Genomic DNA, 18,359 nt, shown 5'->3' with positions numbered 1-18,359 from the left:
GATAACAGCTCGTTACCAGAATAAAAAGAAAGCTCAACGTTACACAAAAAAGAAGTCACCTCTAGTGGCTTCAGCTAAACAATTAAATCAAAAATAATAATGAGGAAGAACCATGTCTGTCGTGATTTATCATAACCCACGCTGCTCAAAGAGCCGTCAAACTCTAGAAGTCCTTCAGGAAAACGGCGTACAGCCAGAGGTAATCAAATACCTAGAGACTCCGTTAACAGTTGAACAGCTGAAAGTATTGTTCACTCAGCTTGGTTTTGAGAGTGTTCGCGACATGATGCGCATCAAAGAAGCGGACTACAAAGAAGCAAACCTGGGAGATGCTTCGGTTACTGATGAAGATCTTTTCGCCGCGATGGCAACCAATCCAAAACTATTTGAGCGCCCAGTGGTTGTCGCAAACAACAAAGCGAAGATTGGTCGCCCACCAGAGCAAGTGCTAGAGATTCTGTAATCCAATATGAGCATTAACATTCTTGTTCTTTACTACAGTCGTCACGGCAATACACAAGCTTTAGCAAGGCAGATTGCACGAGGGGTTGAATCCATCCCGAACTGCGAAGCTATGCTAAGAACGGTGAACGACGTGTACACAGTAGAAGAGCAGCCTGATTCGCGTTATCAACCAACCGATCCTATTGCCTCGTTACAAGAGCTTCGATCTTGTGATGGTTTGGCGCTAGGCAGTCCAGTTTGGTTTGGCAACATGGCCGGGCCAATGAAGCACTTTTGGGATAGCACGACATCAATGTGGATCAATGGCGATCTCATCGATAAACCAGCTTGTGTCTTTACCTCTTCTTCATCACTGCATGGTGGTCAAGAGACGACACAGCAAAGCATGATGTTGCCCCTGCTTCATCACGGCATGTTAGTCGTGGGCATCCCCTACTCAGAACCTGCGCTGCACACCACGCAAACCGGTGGTACGCCTTATGGTGCAAGCAGCACTGGAGAGAGCGCTTCGCTTAGCAAAGAAGAAATTGAGTTGGCACAAAACCTAGGTAAACGCCTAGCGCGCATCGCAATAAATCAGAAGGGAATTTCTCAATGATGTATATGCCAGAGAAGGCTATGTCTCCCAAAACCAAGCTATTTCGCTACCTTGCTTTAGCGGGCAACTTGTCACTTTTATTCTGGGTGGTGGCTTGGCAGATGACGCTTTCACCGCACCCGCATCTTAGTAATATCACACTTGCGATCGCTTGGGCTGTACCGCTGTTACTGCCATTACCGGGCATTCTAGCAGGTAAGCCTTATACGCACGCTTGGGCGAATTTCGTCTTAATGCTCTACTTCCTACACGCGTTAACGATTATGTATGTAGACGATGGTGAACGTTTATTAGCAGCTGTAGAGCTACTCCTGACTAGCCTAGGCTTCGCAGGTAATATCTTGTTTACCCGTTTTAGAGCCAAAGAATTAGGTATTAAGCTTAAGCGCCTTTCTGAAGTAGAAAAGAAAGAGAAAGCTAAGTTCGAGCAGTAATATTAAACCCATGCTTTTAAACTGACCGCTTATAAACAAAAAGCCCTGCGAGATTGCTCTTGCAGGGCTTTTTTCATGTTTTCATTTCAATCAGTCATGTCAGCTGACAATTATGAGCGAACCCACTCGTAGACCAAGCTTGGCTTAGCATGTACTGGCGCAGTGATGGTTAGATCTTCTGTACTAGAATCCTCTAACGTTGCGTCAGGCGTTAGCTCAGAATCCTCAGATACCTCGTTGCCCTTAATAACTTGTACGCCTGAGTCAGTTTCGTCACCAACGACTTCAGCAGCGTCTGTTGAATCATCACCGACAGACATTGTGTTGTCTTGAGTTTCAAATTCAGGACTCACTTCAGGCTCAATGTAAGATTCTTCAACCTTCGCAACTTGACGAATACTTGCGACTTCTTGCTCAAACTCTTGTTGAGTCGACAATAAGTGAATTCGGAAAGTAACTTCGTTGTTCTGAATCTTCAGGATATCTAGGCTTGCCACCGAGTTTAGACGCTTAAGTGCGTTCTCCAACTGGAAGAAGTCTTGAGCATTATTCAAGCTAATAAACTGCGTTAAAATCGATTCTGATGACTCACTCGCTACCGTCACGGCACTTTTACCTGCGTAGTAGTTACTGATTTGGTCGACTAACTTCTTAGAGGTCGTTGCGCTGTTACCTGATAAAGAACCACTTACAGGCGATGTTGGTGCGCTCGTCAATTGACTTGGCTTTTGATCGTATAGAGCCCAACGTAGGCCTGAAGATTGAGCCTTTATCACCAACACAGCATCAACAGGATAACGCTGACTCGCTTTACTGATTGGCGTAACAAAGCTACCCCACAAATCAGAAGTTGCAATACCCGTAATATCGTCAAAGTCACCCACAGGCAGCGTTAGAGGCAAACCGCGCTCTTTTGCGTTTGCTTGCAAGCCCGCTGCTAACTGCGAGTTAGAGTGTTCCCATACGATATTCTTGTCGTAGTTGTCCTCTTCTACCAGCCAAACAAGGATGTTTGAACGCGTGTCAGGCCAGTACGGTAACTGTGCTTGAGTCAATAGCGAACGGATTTGAGCACCGTTAAAACGCATACGCAATGTTGATTGGTCATTGCTTTCACCAAAACTCATTTGAGACATGTACTGCGAACTCTTGCGCATCGCCTTTTGAATCGTCTCATTCGAAGCGACATCAGTTTGGCCGGTCGCACGTATCAATACCTGCTCCATACCTGTATTTCTTGCCACTTGTTCTGGCTGTTTGTCTTCAGCGTTAATCGCAACTTCAGCACTAAAAATATCTACTTGAGTTAAGGCATAACTCGGAGAGGCTAATAGTCCCATCAACAACAATGCTATGTAGCGCATACTGATCCTAATATTCAAATCTTGTGCCTAGATGATAAGCAACTATGGATTGAGGGGCAAGGTCGATAGCGCCCACTGTGTTTAATAACCACAAAATATCACCTGGCCATGATAAATCGCTCACTTATAAACTGAATTTCTAGGGCTTAGATGGATATAAAACATCACTAAGATAAATAAATTTGATCTATTTGGTGTGGCAATCGATTGCTAAGTGATAGAATCCCGCGAATTTTATTTTTCACTTTTCATATAACGACCATTTTTAAGGACATAACATGAAAAATGCTCTGCAAGGTGCGCAAATGCTGTTTGTAGCGTTTGGTGCGCTTGTACTCGTGCCGCTACTAACAGGACTTGATCCCAACGTTGCACTCTTTGGCGCGGGTATCGGTACCCTTTTGTTCCAACTTATTACACGCCGTTCAGTGCCAATCTTCTTAGCGTCTTCTTTTGCATTCATCGCGCCTATCATGTTTGGTATTCAAACTTGGGGTGTTGGTGCAACCATGGGCGGCCTAATGGCAGCAGGTGTTGTGTATGTCTTAATGGGCGCGTTGATTAAAGTGCGTGGCGTAGCCTTCATCCATAAACTGCTTCCACCCGTGGTGGTTGGCCCTGTGATCATGGTTATCGGTTTAGGTCTTGCACCTGTTGCAGTTAACATGGCGCTAGGTAAGACAGGCGATGGTGCGGTTCAGCTTGTTGATGCAGACGCTGCACTGTGGATCTCTTCGATTTCACTGTTAGTGACGATTGTCATCAGTGTGTTTTCAAAAGGCTTCCTTAAGCTACTGCCAATCTTCGGTGGTATTGTTGCGGGTTACATCACCAGCTTGGTATACGGCGCGGTAGACTTCACTCCAGTAGCGCAAGCATCTTGGTTAGCACTACCAAACTTCACAGCGCCAGAGTTCAACATCAACGCTATCTTCTTTATGGTGTTTGTCGCGATTGCACCTGCTGTTGAGCACGTAGGCGACATGCTTGCTATTTCTAATGTAACAGGCAAAGACTACCTTAAGAAACCAGGTTTACACCGCACTATTACTGGCGACGGCGTGGCAACCATTGCCGCTTCAATGCTGGGCGCGCCACCAAACACTACGTACAGTGAAGTAACAGGTGCAGTAATGCTGACCAAAGCATTCAACCCAGTGATCATGACTTGGGCTGCTGTAACAGCTATCGTTCTTGCATTGGTCGGTAAGCTAGGTGCACTACTTCAAACGATTCCGGTTCCTGTAATGGGCGGCATCATGATTCTACTGTTTGGCTCTATCGCAACCGTAGGTTTGAATACTCTAATTCAAAACAAAGTTGACCTACACAAATCACGCAACCTTGTGATTGTCGGCATTACTTTAGTCTTTGGTATTGGCGGCATGGCCTTTGGTATCGGTGATTTCAGCCTACAGGGCGTAAGCTTGTGCGGTATCGTGGCGATTCTACTTAACCTAGTACTTCCAGAAGAGCTAGGTGACAACACTGTGGTAGACAAAGCGCAAATCGACTAACTGATTGAGGCTTGTGATACTAAGTAAAAAGCATCGCAAATTAGCCAGATCAAAAAAGGGAGAGCGTCGAATGCTCTCCCTTTTTATTAATACGGCTAAATTCAGCGAGTTAAGAAACGGTTTAGAGTCACTTAAGCTGAAACCGAATTACTTAGTACCGAAGATCTTATCACCAGCATCGCCAAGACCAGGAACAATGTAACCCTTGTCGTTTAGCTTCTCATCGATTGCGGCCGTGTAAAGCTCAACATCTGGGTGCGCTTTTTCTAGAGCAGCGATACCTTCAGGAGCAGCAACAAGCACAAGAATCTTAAAGTGCTTACAACCTTTCTCTTTCATCAGGTCAATAGTCGCGATCATAGAACCACCTGTCGCAAGCATTGGATCTACGACTAGAGCAATACGCTCGTCGATGTTAGATGCAAGCTTGTTGAAGTATGGTACTGGCTCAAGCGTTTCTTCGTCACGGTAGATACCAACAACACTGATACGTGCACTTGGGATGTGCTCAAGAACGCCGTCCATCATGCCTAGACCAGCACGTAGGATTGGCACTACAGTTACTTTTTTACCTTTAATTTGGTCAACTTCAACTGGACCGTTCCAACCGTTAATCGTTACGCGCTCAGTTTCAAAGTCTGATGTCGCTTCGTATGTTAGAAGGCTACCCACTTCTGTCGCTAGCTCACGAAAACGCTTAGTGCTAATCTCACCTTCACGCATCAGGCCAATTTTATGTTTTACTAGCGGGTGTTTCACTTCAACAACTTTCATTTCCAACTCCGGCAATATTTAAACAAACCTGTAGATTATACACGAACTTTGTGGTTATTTCAGAATCTTTATTCTAATAAAAAAAACCGCGCAAACGTTTGCTCTTGGTAATCAAGCCCTGTTAGAATAGCGCCGTTTTCACATCCAACTTAAGTTCGAGGACTATCCCGTGAGTGGTAATACTTCTTCTCTAAGCTACAAAGACGCTGGTGTTGATATCGACGCAGGTAATGCACTAGTAGACCGTATTAAAGGTGCTGTTAAACGCACTCGTCGCCCTGAAGTAATGGGCGGTATTGGTGGCTTTGGCGCCCTATGTGAACTTCCAACGAAATACAAAGAGCCAGTACTTGTTTCAGGTACTGATGGTGTTGGTACTAAACTTCGCCTTGCTTTGGATCTGAAAAAACACGACACCATTGGTATCGATCTAGTGGCAATGTGTGTGAACGACCTAATCGTTCAAGGTGGTGAGCCGCTATTCTTCCTAGACTACTACGCAACAGGTAAGCTAGATGTAGATACAGCAGCAGACGTTGTTTCTGGTATTGCAGAAGGCTGTGTTCAAGCTGGTTGTGCACTAATCGGCGGTGAAACGGCTGAAATGCCAGGCATGTACGAAGGCGACGACTACGACGTAGCTGGCTTCTGTGTTGGTGTTGTAGAGAAAGCTGACATCATCGACGGTACTAAAGTAGCAGCAGGTGACGCACTTATCGCTGTTGGCTCAAGTGGTCCACACTCAAACGGTTACTCTTTAATTCGTAAAGTTCTAGAAGTTTCTGGTGCTGATAAGAGTGAAGAGCTAGAAGGTCGCACTATTGGTGAGCACCTACTAGAACCTACTAAGATTTACATCAAATCGGCACTTAAGATGATTGCAGAGCATGACATTCATGCTATCTCGCACATCACAGGTGGTGGTTTCTGGGAAAACATCCCACGCGTACTTCCTGAAGGTACTAAAGCCGTCATTGATGGCAAGAGCTGGGAATGGCCTGCTATCTTCAACTGGCTACAAGAGAAAGGTAACGTGGAGACATTTGAAATGTACCGCACTTTCAACTGTGGTGTAGGCCTAGTTGTTGCTCTACCTAAAGATCAAGCAGACGCTGCTGTTGAACTACTGAAAGCTGAAGGCGAAAACGCTTGGGTTATCGGTGAGATCGCAAACGCTGAAGCTGGCGAAGAGCAAGTAGAAATCAAATAAGTGATACGTTCACTTACTTAGTTAATCAATGAGGACCTAATGGTCCTCATTTTGCTATTTAGCCCGCAGAAAACCTTAGTTTATGTAGGTACATTGTAAACAGTTCAGTTAATCAATCGTATGACCCACTCTATGAAAAACAATCACTCAAATAAAACCAGTCACTCTAATAAAAACATCGTTGTGTTAGTTTCAGGAAGCGGAAGTAACTTACAGGCAATTTTGGATGCCTGTGATAATAATATGATTGATGCTTCAGTTAAGGCTGTCTTCTCAAACAAAGCAGAGGCTTTTGGATTAGAACGAGCGAAAACCGCAGGTGTTGACGCACATTCAGTGAATCCAAAAGACTTTGGTTCACGTGAAGAGTTCGATCATGAATTGATGATTCAGATTGATGCATACCAACCCGATTTAATCGTACTTGCGGGATACATGCGTATCCTGAGTTCAGAGTTTGTTCGTCACTATGCGGGTAAAATGGTCAACATCCATCCTTCCCTGTTACCTAAATACCCAGGCCTACACACCCACCAGCGTGCCATTGATGCGCAAGACAAAGAACACGGCACCAGCGTTCACTTTGTTACCGAAGAGCTCGATGGTGGCCCAGTGATCTTACAGGCTAAGGTGCCAGTATTTAAAGATGATGATGCTGACATATTAGCAAGCCGAGTGCTTACCCAAGAACACTGCATTTACCCTATGGTCTGTAAATGGTTTGCCGAAGATCGTTTATCGATGGTAAACGGGCAAGCTGTCTTAGACGGTAAAATATTAGGCAAACACGGTTACGCAGAAGAGTAATTCGTATAGCTGTTCTCGCAAAGTAAATCACTAAAGAGCAAGCCCTTAAAAATCAGAAAATAAAAAGGCCGCTTATTGACTTATTGGTTCAGTAAGCGGCCTTTCTTATGTTCGGATCAAAAATGATACTATTCGGAACGTTTAGCTCAATGGCTCAGTTGGTGCTTGGCTTGCAACCTTTTTAGGTGCATAAGCAACATCTTCCAAGGCTTTATAGTTATTGCCGATCAGCTCACCAAAATGAAACAACGCGTATTCGCCCGGCTTCATTCTAAACCACTCTTCATTGCATGTTAGAGGCTGAGTTGCTACCACCGTGACCACATCATTCGGCGTGGTCTCTTCTTGGAAGTTTATCTCAACATCTTCATCAATCAGGCTCGCATTGCCAAAAGGCGCGCGTCTTGTTATCCAGTACAAATGATTCGTACAGTAGGTCATCACGTACTCACCATCACTGAGTAACATGTTGAAGACGCCTTTCTCTCTTAGCTGATCACAACACTCAGCGACAAAGCGAAACATACCTTCCATGTCCTGTGGTGGTTCAGGAAAACGATCTTCTAATTGTTTCACTAACCAACAGAAAGAAAGTTCACTGTCCGTCTCACCGACCGGTCTGAAACGACCACTAACCAGATCATCGTAATCCGTTAATTGGCCATTATGGGCGAAGGTCCAGTATCGTCCCCAAAGCTCACGGGTAAATGGGTGAGTATTTTCTAGATTAACGCCACCACGATTAGCTTGACGGATATGACTGACAACAGCTTGACTTTTAATTGGGTAGTTTTGAACCAACTCAGCGATCTTGGATTCACAACTAGGGTTAGGATCTTTAAACGTACGGAAACCCTTTCCTTCATAGAAAGTAATACCCCAGCCATCGCGGTGCGGGCCGGTATTGCCTCCACGCTGCATAAGACCAGTAAAGCTAAAACAAATATCAGTTGGCACATTCGCGCTCATACCGAGCAATTCACACATGGTTTAATCTACTCCCTATCAAAACCAATGGAGCCTAAGTTGGGCCCCAAATGTCTTTAAAACTATTATTCCATTTCTTTTTCAACAAGCTGAATCACAATGTGGATGATCTTAATGTGAATCTCTTGGATGCGGTCAGCGTAACCAAAATGTGGAACTCGAATTTCGATATCGGCACAACCTGCCATTTTACCGCCATCTTTACCCGTCAATGCAATCGTCTTCATGCCTTTAGCTTGAGCAGCTTCAATCGCTTTTAGAATATTGGCAGAGTTACCTGAAGTCGACAGACCGAACAACACATCACCTTTACGACCTACCGCTTCTACATAACGAGAAAATACGTGGTCGTAGCCAAAATCATTACTCACGCAAGACAGGTGGCTTGGATCTGAAATCGCAATACCAGCGTAACCTGGACGGTTTTCACGGTATCGGCCAGTAAGCTCTTCCGCGAAGTGCATTGCATCACAGTGTGAACCACCGTTGCCACAAGAAAGCACTTTGCCCTCTTGCTTGAAGGAGTCAGCAATCAGTTTTGCCGCCGCTTCAATTTGAGCGATGTTATGGTCATCACTCAGGAACTTATTCAGAACGTCAGCAGCTTCGTTCAATTCACTTTTGATTAGGTCATGGTACATAAGGCTTATCTCTTATATTTTTTTACGCAACTTAAAGTACGTGAAATGAGAGCTGAGGGTTTTCCCCTCTTTTACCTGAGTTTACCCACAAACATGAAATAGTGTCGACACTTAAGCCCAAAGATTGCCACCTTTATTAGAGTCTCACTGCCGATCCGTCCAAATATTCGCCACCAACCTCTCACAATTAGAACTTTAACTCTATTGAGATCACTTTTTATTCACTTTAGAGTTTTACAAATATTTAATATTTTGTTTACACTTAACTGGTTAGACCTCTTACCTAAACTTAATAACAATAAGTGATCTCTGAAAAGGAAATCGATCATGAACATATTGCTCTCCCTACTCGGCATGACCGCCATCTTAGGCGTCTGTCTTTACCATAGAGTTAGTCTGGTACGTGCATTAGTTGTATTAACCGGCGCAATGGTAGCATTAACACTGTTTGGCGGCGTGGCTGTTACTGGCTGGCTTTGCTATCTATTAGCCGTTGCGATCTTTGCTGTACCGACCATTCGTCAGACACTGATCAGCCAAAAAGCACTCTCTTTATTTAAGAAAGTTCTACCGGCGATGTCTCAGACAGAAAAAGAAGCACTAGAAGCTGGCACAGTATGGTGGGAAGCAGAGCTGTTCAAAGGCAAACCTGAATGGAAGAAGCTTCAGAACATTGCTGACCCGAAACTCTCTGAAGCTGAGCAAGCGTTTTTAGATGGTCCAGTAAATACCGTGTGTGAAATGGTCAATGATTACCAAGTCACTCATGAGCTTGCTGATTTACCACCAGAAGTATGGCAATACCTGAAAGACCATAAATTCTTCGCCATGATAATCAAGAAAAAATACGGCGGCTTAGAATTCTCAGCTTACGCTCAATCTTTGGTTCTACAGAAGCTAACGGGCGTTTCGAGCGTATTGTCATCGACGGTTGGCGTACCTAACTCATTAGGCCCTGGTGAGCTATTACAGCACTACGGTACAGAAGAACAAAGAAACCACTACCTGCCTCGCCTAGCGGAAGGTAAAGAGATCCCTTGTTTTGCTCTGACTAGCCCAGAAGCCGGTTCAGATGCAGGTTCAATCCCAGATTACGGTGTGGTTTGTAAAGGCGACTGGCAAGGCGAAGAAGTATTGGGCATGCGCCTAACTTGGAACAAGCGTTACATCACTCTCGCGCCTGTCGCGACCGTTTTAGGCTTGGCTTTTAAATTGCGTGACCCGGATGGTCTGCTTGGTGACCAAAAAGATCTTGGTATCACCTGTGCGCTTATCCCAACGGATTTAAAAGGCGTAGAGATTGGCAACCGCCACTTCCCACTAAACGTACCTTTCCAGAATGGTCCAACCCAAGGCGACGATATCTTCGTGCCTATCGATTTCATCATTGGTGGCCAGAAAATGGCTGGTCAAGGCTGGCGTATGCTGGTTGAGTGTCTGTCGGTTGGTCGTGGTATCACACTGCCTTCAAACTCAACCGGTGGCATTAAGTCTGCTGCGCTCGCAACAGGTGCTTACGCTCGTATCCGCCGTCAGTTCAAACAACCGATTGGCCGCATGGAAGGGGTTGAAGAGCCACTTGCACGCCTAGCGGGTAACGCTTATGTAATGGACGCAGCAAGTAACCTAACCGTCGCGGGCATCGACCTTGGCGAAAAGCCTTCGGTTATCTCTGCAATCGTTAAGTACCACTGTACTCACCGTGGCCAACGCAGCATCATTGATGCGATGGATATCGTCGGCGGTAAAGGCATTTGTTTAGGCCCATCGAACTTCCTAGCTCGTGGCTACCAAGGCTCACCTATCGCGATTACGGTTGAAGGCGCAAACATCCTGACTCGTTCAATGATCATCTATGGTCAAGGTGCGATTCGCTGTCACCCTTACGTACTTAACGAAATGGAAGCCGCTTATTCTGAAAGCAGCGATGCGCTTGATAAGTTTGATTCAGCGTTAGCAGGACACGTTAGCTTTACGATGAGTAACCTAGTCCGCAGTTTGTGGTTTGGTTTAACCGACGGTCGTGGTTCTGATGCGCCAACACCTTCAAATAAAACGGATAAACAGACACAGCGTTACTACCAACAGCTAAACCGCTACAGTGCAAACCTTGCGCTACTGTCTGATATTTCAATGGCAGTTCTGGGCGGATCACTGAAGCGTAGAGAACGTTTATCAGCAAGACTGGGTGATATCCTGAGTCAACTTTACCTCGGTTCAGCAACGTTGAAGCGCTTTGAAAGTGAAGGCAGCCACGCTGAAGATCTACCGTTAGTACATTGGGGTATGCAAGATAGCTTACGTCAGACTGAAGTGGCGATTGATGAGTTCTTAGCGAACTTCCCTAACCCTGTGATTGGTCGCCTGCTTCGTGTTGTGTTAATGCCATTTGGCCGTATCCGTCGTGCACCAAACGACAAACTGGATAGCAAAGTCGCGCACATTCTACAAACACCAAGCGAAACACGCTCTCGTATAGGTCGCGGCCAATACCTAGAAGCGACGGAATACAACCCAGTAGGTAAGATTGAAAAAGCGCTAGAAGTGATTCTTCAAGCTGAACCCCTGTTCGACAAAGTCTGCAAAGAGACGCATCAAAAACGTGCCTTCTTACGACTTGATCTTGTTGCTCAGTTGGGACTTGAGAAAGGTATCTTAACGCAAGACGAAGCAAAGCTTCTGATTAGCGCTGAGGAACATAGACTGTACACGATTAACGTGGATGACTTCTCACCAGAGGAGCTTGCAGCAAAGTCTCAGTACCCAGACCAATCGATTGATAACGTCGCTTAAGGCCAGAAAAAGAAACAAAAACGGGACTCCTATGAGTCCCGTTTTTTTGTTCATGATTTCGTTGCCACAAATTCCAATGCTTTATCTAGCGGCTTATTCTCTCTAGCAATCTAATCATCTATGCGAGTTACTTGGGCGCCTTGAGCTGCATCTCAGGTAACGCTTTTTTCTTCGCTTTAACCTTACGAACCACAAACCAAATCAATAAGCCCAATAGAATCGCGACCACATTACCCACCGCAATAATGATCATACTGCGCTGTCTATCATCTTCACGTTTTTGAAGGATCATCAACTCTGTTGCGATACGCTTCTGTTCAGCAAGTGCTTGTTCTTGAAGGCGTCGTGACTCTGCTAAGTCGATATCTTCAACAACGCTGTACGACTGCTCGGTAATTGGAAAGATCAGCGGGCGCTGACTTGAAGCATCAGTGGCGTAAACCATCCCTGACCAATTATAGATCCCTAAATCGCCATTGTAAGGCACCTCAAGAGCGACTTTCATTGCGTCGACTTCAGCTTGCCCCTGCTTGTACATCACATATTCATCAGGAGCCTTGTGCTCAACATGAACCGCTAACGAGCTCGGTGCGAGCATCCCCTGCTCACCAGACACCACAATCGTATGAGGTAAGCCCTCTTTTCGTGACTGAATGAAGGTGCTAGTGATCGGTGTTGGGTAAACCAAGACTTCTTGCTCTTGCGCTCGCAAGAACACACCATTACCAGAGGTAATACGTGCTCGGTATTTACCAGGCTCGATATCTATTGGCAAAGAGACCGTGAACACACCATCTCCAGCCTTTTCATCAAGATCAGCACCATCGTCGGCAAACTCGCCCATCACAACCGGCACCGGGCGCGCTTCTCTCACCAAAGACTCTTCGTTTTCAACAAACTTAGTAAAGGTGACCTTAAGCTTTACGCGATCGAGAAAATCGCGCAGCACCAGCGGCTTGCCATCAGAGGTTAGTCGAGCGGTAAATTTGATGCGTTCTGTTTGATACAACTTATCTGGGAACTCATTAGCATCCAAAACAAGATGAGACAGCAGCTTGATATTGTTCTTAGGGGAAACTTTACCTATCGCTTGCCAAGGGCCAGACATCGGATTGTCGATAGAGATAATGTCCATGGACGATTCTTCGTACCAACGGACATTATCAGCATTGCGCCAAGAGTAGTATTTCTTGCCATCAGGGCGAACCAAAACGACAGGTTTAGAATTATCGGCTCGATAAATCACAAAGGTGACTTGTTCAATACTGGGATCAACTCGAAAACGGTTGTCCAATAAACTCATTACGGATTCGGTTGCTGCATGTAAGCCAAAGCTTAACAGCAATAAGCAACCGGTAGCCAGTACCCTTAACATACTTTCTCCCTACTGACGCCAGAGGCAGCTTCCGCTTTTCTCGACGAGATCTAAACGACTTTGATGCGCTTCTACTTCATCGGCCGTAGCTCGTAAAACCTTTAGGGATTTTCGACCACTTTCTACTCTTCGTATGCTTTCGGCTTCGCCTTCCTGTTGACCAGCGTTAAATTGCAGCGAAGTTTGACCACCCGTCATCAATAAGTAGACGTCGGCTAGGATCTCCGCATCGAGCAATGCGCCGTGGAGAGTACGGTGCGAGTTATCAATACCGTAACGGTCACATAAGATATCTAGGTTGTTTCTTTTACCTGGGAATATCTTCTTCGCCATTGCCAAGGTATCGGTAACTTTACAGTAGTCATCCGTTTTACCTATCGCAGGGTTGAGCTTCTCAAACTCATAGTCCATAAAACCCGTATCGAAGGGCGCGTTATGAGCCACCAGCTCCGCACCTTTGATAAAGTCGAGAAACTCTTTATGTATGTCTTGGTATTCAGGCTTATCAATCAAGAATTCATCGGTAATACCGTGAACGCCAATCGCCTCTTCTTGAATCGCACGATCAGGCTTGATGTAGACGTGGAAATGACGCCCGGTCAGCCTACGGTTGATGATCTCTACTGCACCGATTTCAACGATGCGGTGGCCCATATAGTGAGGACCACCTTCTGTATTCATACCGGTGGTTTCGGTATCGAGTACAACAATGCGCTTATTTTCGTTCGAACTGTTTTTTTCGTTCGTGCTTTGTTCTGGAGTGCTACTGGTATTCATAAGGATAACTGTGTCAGACTATGCCGATAATGTGCTTGAGGTAATAGTATCAAATCATGACGAAACAAGTTGAAATTTTCACTGATGGTTCTTGTTTAGGCAACCCTGGTCCCGGTGGCTATGGCATCGTGCTTCGCTACAAGAAAGTCGAGAAGACGCTAGCAGAAGGCTTCACGCTAACAACCAATAACCGCATGGAAATGCTCGCAGCTGTCGTTGCTCTCCAAGCCCTCAAAGAACCTTGCTCTGTGATTCTGACCACAGATAGCCAATACGTGCGTCAAGGCATCACACAATGGATTCATAACTGGAAAAAGCGTGACTGGAAAACAGCCGACAAAAAACCGGTTAAAAATGCCGATCTGTGGCAAAGGCTCGATAAAGAAACCGCTCGCCATAGCGTTGATTGGCGCTGGGTAAAAGGACACGCGGGACACAGAGAAAACGAAATGTGTGATGATTTAGCAAGAACGGCAGCTGAAAACCCAACTCAAGAAGATACGGGTTATCAACCGAGCTAGTCATCTTCACTGAATGAGATGTAGATTTCAGAAGCAAGTTTATAGTTTCTTAAACTTATAGATAGATGAAAAGCCGACTACGAGTCGGCTTTTTCTGTTTTTAACGGGTATGAAGCTTTAGCTGTGTCCATTGTACGACGCGAGTTGGTTCTAAAGCTTGCTCCAACCGGCGAGAAACGTCGCTTGAGGTGCCAATGTGGCTTGATAGGTTTAAGCGGGTAAGTACGTTTACGAGCAACAATAAAGTATTGGCTTCCAGCAAAAGATGCGCAGCCACCTAAGCTGTTCTCCAACCACGTCCACATCGCTTGATACTTACTCATCGGAAACAGTGCGTAGGTGTCACAATGAATTACTTCATAGTTAAGTACACCTAACCAGTCTTTAATTCGACTTGGCGTGTACATACGCCCACTCCAGGGTAAGCTGTTCTTTCGCCAAGGCATCAAACTGGCAAGCCCAGTGACACTGATTGGGTTGAAGCCCGTGATAATGATATAGCCATCGTCCATCATCACTCGATCGACTTCTCTCAATAATCGATGCGGGTCATTGCTATAATCTAGCTGATGACTCAGTACTACAACATCAAAGCTTTTCTCCAAAAAGGGTAAATTATAGCCATCCGCTATCACATTATGTAATGGGTTCTGGATATCTAGGTTTACTTGATGTTGAATGTTGCATGTGCAGCTAGAAATCTCACTACTGAGGCCACCGAGCTTGAGCATATGGTAACCAAATAGCTTTGGGCACCACTCATCGAGTCGAGTTTGAATAGATTCTCTCAACCAGTCCCCATTGTGCAATTGCGCCCAAGTGTAAGGACGTTCAAACTTCTTTCTGCTACGTGCTGGCTTCATCAATAATCTGTCTCACTTATTCTGTCGCACTAAAAGTGACTGGAGAACCAATAATGTTACATATCAAAAGCATACCTGCATTTAACGACAATTACATCTGGCTGATTGAAAATAGCGATCGCCGTTGTGCTGTCGTCGACCCTGGTGATGCGGCTCCAGTATTAGAGTACTTAGCACACCATGAGCTAACTTTAGATGCAATCTTGATTACTCACCACCACCACGATCACATTGGTGGTGTTCCAGAACTCGTTAGACAATTTCCCGGCGTGGATGTCGTGGGTCCAAGGAATGAACCTATCCCTACTTTAACTCATCCGGTCGATGATGGTGATCAATTAGAACTGTTTGGCGAAGTATTTCTCGTCCTAGGACTCAGTGGCCACACCGCGGGTCATATTGGTTATGTGGGCGATGCCAAACTGTTTTGTGGTGATGTGTTGTTCTCTGCGGGCTGTGGCCGAATCATGGAAGGCACACCACAACAGATGTTCGATGCACTGAATAAGATCACGGCGCTGCCTCAAGAAACCGAAGTTTATTGTGCACATGAGTACACTGCAGCCAATATCGCTTTCGCATTAGCCGTAGAGCCTGATAACCAACATTTGCAGCAATATCGCGACCAAGTGAACCGACTTCGCGCTCAAAATAAGTCGACCATCCCCACAAATTTGAGACAAGAGAAGTTTGTGAACCCCTTCCTGCGCTATACCGAGCCAAGTGTAGTGAAATCAGTGTCTAATCGCACCGAGCAGACCGATCCTTTATCGGTATTCACCGCTTTACGTGCGTGGAAGAACGAATTTTAACAAATACAGGCTTGTCACTCATAGGGGGTGGCAAGTATTATCATCGGCCGTTAATTAAAAAGGCTGTAACATGCGAGTTAAGTACAGCTGGGCTTTGGTATTACTACTTTCTGGTTGCCAATTAACTCAGTCAGAGAATCCAGACCAAGCTTCCGAGCAAACCAACACATCTCCTACTAAAGAAGTTTCTCAAGCGAACGTTTCATCAGAAGAAACAGCCAAAGAAGATCAAAAAGTTGAAGCACCTGTCGTTACTCCACAAACACAAGAAGATGTTTGGAAACGCATTGCGATGCAACTTGAAATGGAAGTGCCAGACCAAAAGAAGGTCGACTACTACCGAACTTGGTATCTCAAGCACCCGAGTCATCTAAAAACCGTATCAAAGCGTGCTGAACCTTTCTTGTATCTGATCACGACTAAGATTGAAGAAAAAGGCTTACCACTAGAATTGGCACTACTACCCGTTGTAGAAAGCTCTTTCGATGCGTTTGCCTACTCTCATGGCAGTGCTGCAGGTCTATGGCAATTCATTTCAGGCACTGGCAAAGACTACGGGCTTGAACAGAACTTTTGGTATGACGGCCGCCGTGATGTTGCCGCTTCTACCGACGCCGCATTGGATTTCTTATCAGACCTTAACCGACGTTTCGATGGCGACTGGAACCATGCGATTGCTGCCTATAACAGTGGCGGTGGTCGAGTAAACAGCGCAATCCGTAAGAACAAGAAGTTGGGTAAACCAATCGACTTCTTCTCTCTTGACTTACCAAAAGAGACCAGCAGCTATGTACCTAAACTGCTTGCTCTAGCTGATGTCATTGCCAATCAAGAAAAGTATGGCATCGATATCCCTGCGATCCCGAACAAGCCAGTGCTGACTCTGGTTAACCCTGAAGAACAGCTTGATTTAGCAATTGCTGCGAACTACGCAGGCATTCCTGTCAAAGAGCTTCAAGGCTACAACCCCGCTTATAACCAGTGGGCGACGGCACCAGAAAAACATCAGCAATTATTACTTCCTCTAAGCTCTGTTGAGAAGTTCAACAAAGAAGTGGCCGCTAATAAAGGCAAAGGCATGAAGTTGGTGCGTTATAAAGTGCAATCTGGCGATAGCATCAGCGTATTGGCGAGTAAATACAACACCACCAGCAAAGTGATTCGCTCTGCAAACGGGATGAGCAACAACAATATCCGTATTGGTCAGCACCTACTTATCCCAACATCCACCAAAGACGACAAGACATACGCCCTAAGCGCCTCAAATCGCCTAGCAAGCACACAGTCGAAGAGTCGTGGTCAATATAAGCTTAGTCATACCGTAAAAAGTGGTGACAGCCTATGGACGATTGCACGCGCAAATAAGGTCTCTCACCAGTCACTGGCTAAATGGAATGGCATGGGACCACGCGACACGCTTAGAGTTGGTCAAGAACTGGTCATTTGGAAGAACGGTTCAGACGGCGCCATCATCCGTACGATCTTTTATAACGTGAGATCAGGTGACACAGTCAGCGGTATTGCATCAAAGTTCAAAGTAAAAAGTGCAGATGTTGTAAAATGGAACACTTTGCAGAACAAGAAATACCTACAGCCAGGACAAAAACTGAAGCTGTATGTTGATGTAACTAAGGTAAGTGTATGAACCCGTCAAGTAACCCACTCGTCATGCTGTTGGATATATTCCGTTCGCCAACAGCTTGTTTCTTAGCGCTTTATCAACGAAGTGCTTGGGGATGGCAACCCTACGTCGTATTAATGCTCAGCCCATTTTTATTTTGGGGTGCTTATTTTTCGAATGTAGATTTTGCCTGGTTAAGTGCAGAGCTATCGCAGCAACTGGCTCAAACGAACCCTGACCAATTGGCGTTACTTGACAGCAATACCTTACTCGCAAGTGAAATCATCAGTGACGTATTTGGCCGAACATTAACCATTGTTCTATTGGCATTCTGGTTTAACCTAGCAACCAAGCCAAGCCAACACCAACACAGCTTTTGGCGATGGTTTGCAGCGGCATCGGTTGTTATATTCCCAGCTGTTTTAGGTGATGTAGCAAGCTACGCAAGCCTGATACTCAAGCATGGACATGTGATGAACTACGCTGCCGACTTGAACAGCTTAAATGGCTTGATCAAGTTACCGCTAACTAATGATTGGTCACAATTTGCTAGCTCATTACCACTGCTTCTGCCATGGTACATCGTGCTAGGTTATGCTGCGGTATTAACGTGGACTGAGTTTGAACGCGGGCAAGCGCTTGTGATTTCAGGCTTACCATGGGTTGGCTACTACCTAATCTGGGCGCTCTACATTTTAATCTTTTAAGTAGAAGAGATAAGGCTAGCGAAGACTCTCTAGCCTATTGTTCCGTTAGATTTCCCAACGTAACCACCGTGCAAATGGTTAAGTTCCAATGAC

General features: G+C 45.5%; 18 protein-coding genes. 11 read left to right on the top strand and 7 right to left on the bottom strand.

All coding sequences use genetic code 11. The annotated features are described in order from the left end of the window. Positions 1-112 precede the first annotated feature (112 nt). The 3 genes from arsC to A142_RS18350 are packed head-to-tail and all read left to right on the top strand — an operon-like array spanning position 113 to position 1,497. Positions 113-463, top strand: coding sequence for an arsenate reductase (glutaredoxin) (gene arsC, locus A142_RS18360; protein ID WP_019821631.1), 351 nt, complete (start codon positions 113-115; stop codon positions 461-463). Positions 464-469: 6 nt separating this feature from the next. Then, complete coding sequence (wrbA, locus tag A142_RS18355; RefSeq protein WP_017066556.1) at positions 470-1,063, top strand: NAD(P)H:quinone oxidoreductase; 594 nt, start codon at positions 470-472, stop codon at positions 1,061-1,063. After that, positions 1,060-1,497: a DUF2069 domain-containing protein gene (locus A142_RS18350; protein ID WP_019821630.1), complete on the top strand. Its 438-nt coding sequence runs from the start codon at positions 1,060-1,062 to the stop codon at positions 1,495-1,497. The genes wrbA and A142_RS18350 overlap by 4 nt, the downstream gene beginning before the upstream one ends. Positions 1,498-1,607: 110 nt before the next feature. On the opposite strand, the gene A142_RS18345 is transcribed toward A142_RS18350, so the two are convergent. After that, on the bottom strand, positions 1,608-2,861 hold the full coding sequence (locus A142_RS18345) for a DUF2066 domain-containing protein (RefSeq protein WP_019821629.1): 1,254 nt from the start codon (positions 2,859-2,861) through the stop codon (positions 1,608-1,610). 278 nt (positions 2,862-3,139) lie between these two features. Here A142_RS18345 and A142_RS18340 point away from each other — a divergent pair, with 278 nt between their 5' ends. Beyond that, a complete protein-coding gene (locus A142_RS18340) occupies positions 3,140-4,378 on the top strand; it encodes a uracil-xanthine permease family protein (protein WP_017096829.1) in 1,239 nt (412 codons plus the stop codon). 147 nt (positions 4,379-4,525) lie between these two features. Here A142_RS18340 and upp read toward each other — a convergent pair whose 3' ends face one another. Continuing rightward, entirely contained in the window at positions 4,526-5,152 is a 627-nt protein-coding gene (gene upp / locus A142_RS18335) for a uracil phosphoribosyltransferase (protein WP_017060716.1), read from the bottom strand. 169 nt (positions 5,153-5,321) lie between these two features. On the opposite strand from upp, the gene purM reads away from it, so the two are divergent. Beyond that, positions 5,322-6,362, top strand: coding sequence for a phosphoribosylformylglycinamidine cyclo-ligase (gene purM, locus A142_RS18330; RefSeq protein ID WP_008222945.1), 1,041 nt, complete (start codon positions 5,322-5,324; stop codon positions 6,360-6,362). A gap of 132 nt (positions 6,363-6,494) precedes the next feature. Continuing rightward, positions 6,495-7,169: a phosphoribosylglycinamide formyltransferase gene (purN, locus tag A142_RS18325; RefSeq protein ID WP_019821628.1), complete on the top strand. Its 675-nt coding sequence runs from the start codon at positions 6,495-6,497 to the stop codon at positions 7,167-7,169. Between the two features lie 141 nt (positions 7,170-7,310). Here purN and A142_RS18320 read toward each other — a convergent pair whose 3' ends face one another. Together A142_RS18320 and lpcA are read right to left on the bottom strand one after the other, a co-directional pair. Then, a complete protein-coding gene (locus A142_RS18320) occupies positions 7,311-8,156 on the bottom strand; it encodes a class II glutamine amidotransferase (protein ID WP_019821627.1) in 846 nt (281 codons plus the stop codon). Positions 8,157-8,221: 65 nt separating this feature from the next. Beyond that, positions 8,222-8,797 (bottom strand): D-sedoheptulose 7-phosphate isomerase, encoded by a 576-nt coding sequence (gene lpcA / locus A142_RS18315; RefSeq protein WP_004734322.1) that lies wholly within the window; start codon positions 8,795-8,797, stop codon positions 8,222-8,224. Between the two features lie 327 nt (positions 8,798-9,124). Between lpcA and fadE the strand changes: the two genes are divergently transcribed. Further along, the gene (gene fadE / locus A142_RS18310; protein ID WP_019821626.1) at positions 9,125-11,590 is read left to right on the top strand and encodes an acyl-CoA dehydrogenase FadE; all 2,466 of its coding nucleotides are present in this window, start codon (positions 9,125-9,127) and stop codon (positions 11,588-11,590) included. A 127-nt stretch (positions 11,591-11,717) separates the two neighbouring features. Here fadE and A142_RS18305 read toward each other — a convergent pair whose 3' ends face one another. Both A142_RS18305 and dnaQ read right to left on the bottom strand, forming a co-directional pair. Next, positions 11,718-12,965 carry a TIGR03503 family protein gene (locus A142_RS18305; protein ID WP_019821625.1) on the bottom strand — a complete coding sequence of 416 codons (1,248 nt, stop codon included), beginning with the start codon at positions 12,963-12,965 and terminating at the stop codon, positions 11,718-11,720. A gap of 9 nt (positions 12,966-12,974) precedes the next feature. Further along, entirely contained in the window at positions 12,975-13,742 is a 768-nt protein-coding gene (dnaQ, locus tag A142_RS18300; RefSeq protein ID WP_017060722.1) for a DNA polymerase III subunit epsilon, read from the bottom strand. Between the two features lie 56 nt (positions 13,743-13,798). Here dnaQ and rnhA point away from each other — a divergent pair, with 56 nt between their 5' ends. Beyond that, on the top strand, positions 13,799-14,263 hold the full coding sequence (gene rnhA, locus A142_RS18295) for a ribonuclease HI (RefSeq protein ID WP_019821624.1): 465 nt from the start codon (positions 13,799-13,801) through the stop codon (positions 14,261-14,263). Between the two features lie 77 nt (positions 14,264-14,340). On the opposite strand, the gene A142_RS18290 is transcribed toward rnhA, so the two are convergent. After that, a complete protein-coding gene (locus A142_RS18290; protein ID WP_029405395.1) occupies positions 14,341-15,126 on the bottom strand; it encodes a class I SAM-dependent methyltransferase in 786 nt (261 codons plus the stop codon). Between the two features lie 53 nt (positions 15,127-15,179). Between A142_RS18290 and gloB the strand changes: the two genes are divergently transcribed. From gloB to A142_RS18275, 3 genes are all read left to right on the top strand, one after another. Beyond that, on the top strand, positions 15,180-15,938 hold the full coding sequence (gloB, locus tag A142_RS18285) for a hydroxyacylglutathione hydrolase (protein ID WP_019821622.1): 759 nt from the start codon (positions 15,180-15,182) through the stop codon (positions 15,936-15,938). A 70-nt stretch (positions 15,939-16,008) separates the two neighbouring features. Then, on the top strand, positions 16,009-17,583 hold the full coding sequence (locus tag A142_RS18280; protein WP_019821621.1) for a LysM peptidoglycan-binding domain-containing protein: 1,575 nt from the start codon (positions 16,009-16,011) through the stop codon (positions 17,581-17,583). Then, complete coding sequence (locus A142_RS18275) at positions 17,580-18,266, top strand: YIP1 family protein (RefSeq protein ID WP_017060727.1); 687 nt, start codon at positions 17,580-17,582, stop codon at positions 18,264-18,266. The genes A142_RS18280 and A142_RS18275 overlap by 4 nt, the downstream gene beginning before the upstream one ends. Positions 18,267-18,359: the final 93 nt, after the last annotated feature.

It is taken from the genome of Vibrio splendidus 12E03, assembly GCF_000272105.2.
In the GTDB taxonomy this organism is placed as follows: Bacteria; Pseudomonadota; Gammaproteobacteria; order Enterobacterales; family Vibrionaceae; genus Vibrio; species Vibrio splendidus_I.
Note: the sequence above shows the minus strand (reverse complement) of the source record. Positions and strands in the feature narration are given on the sequence as shown.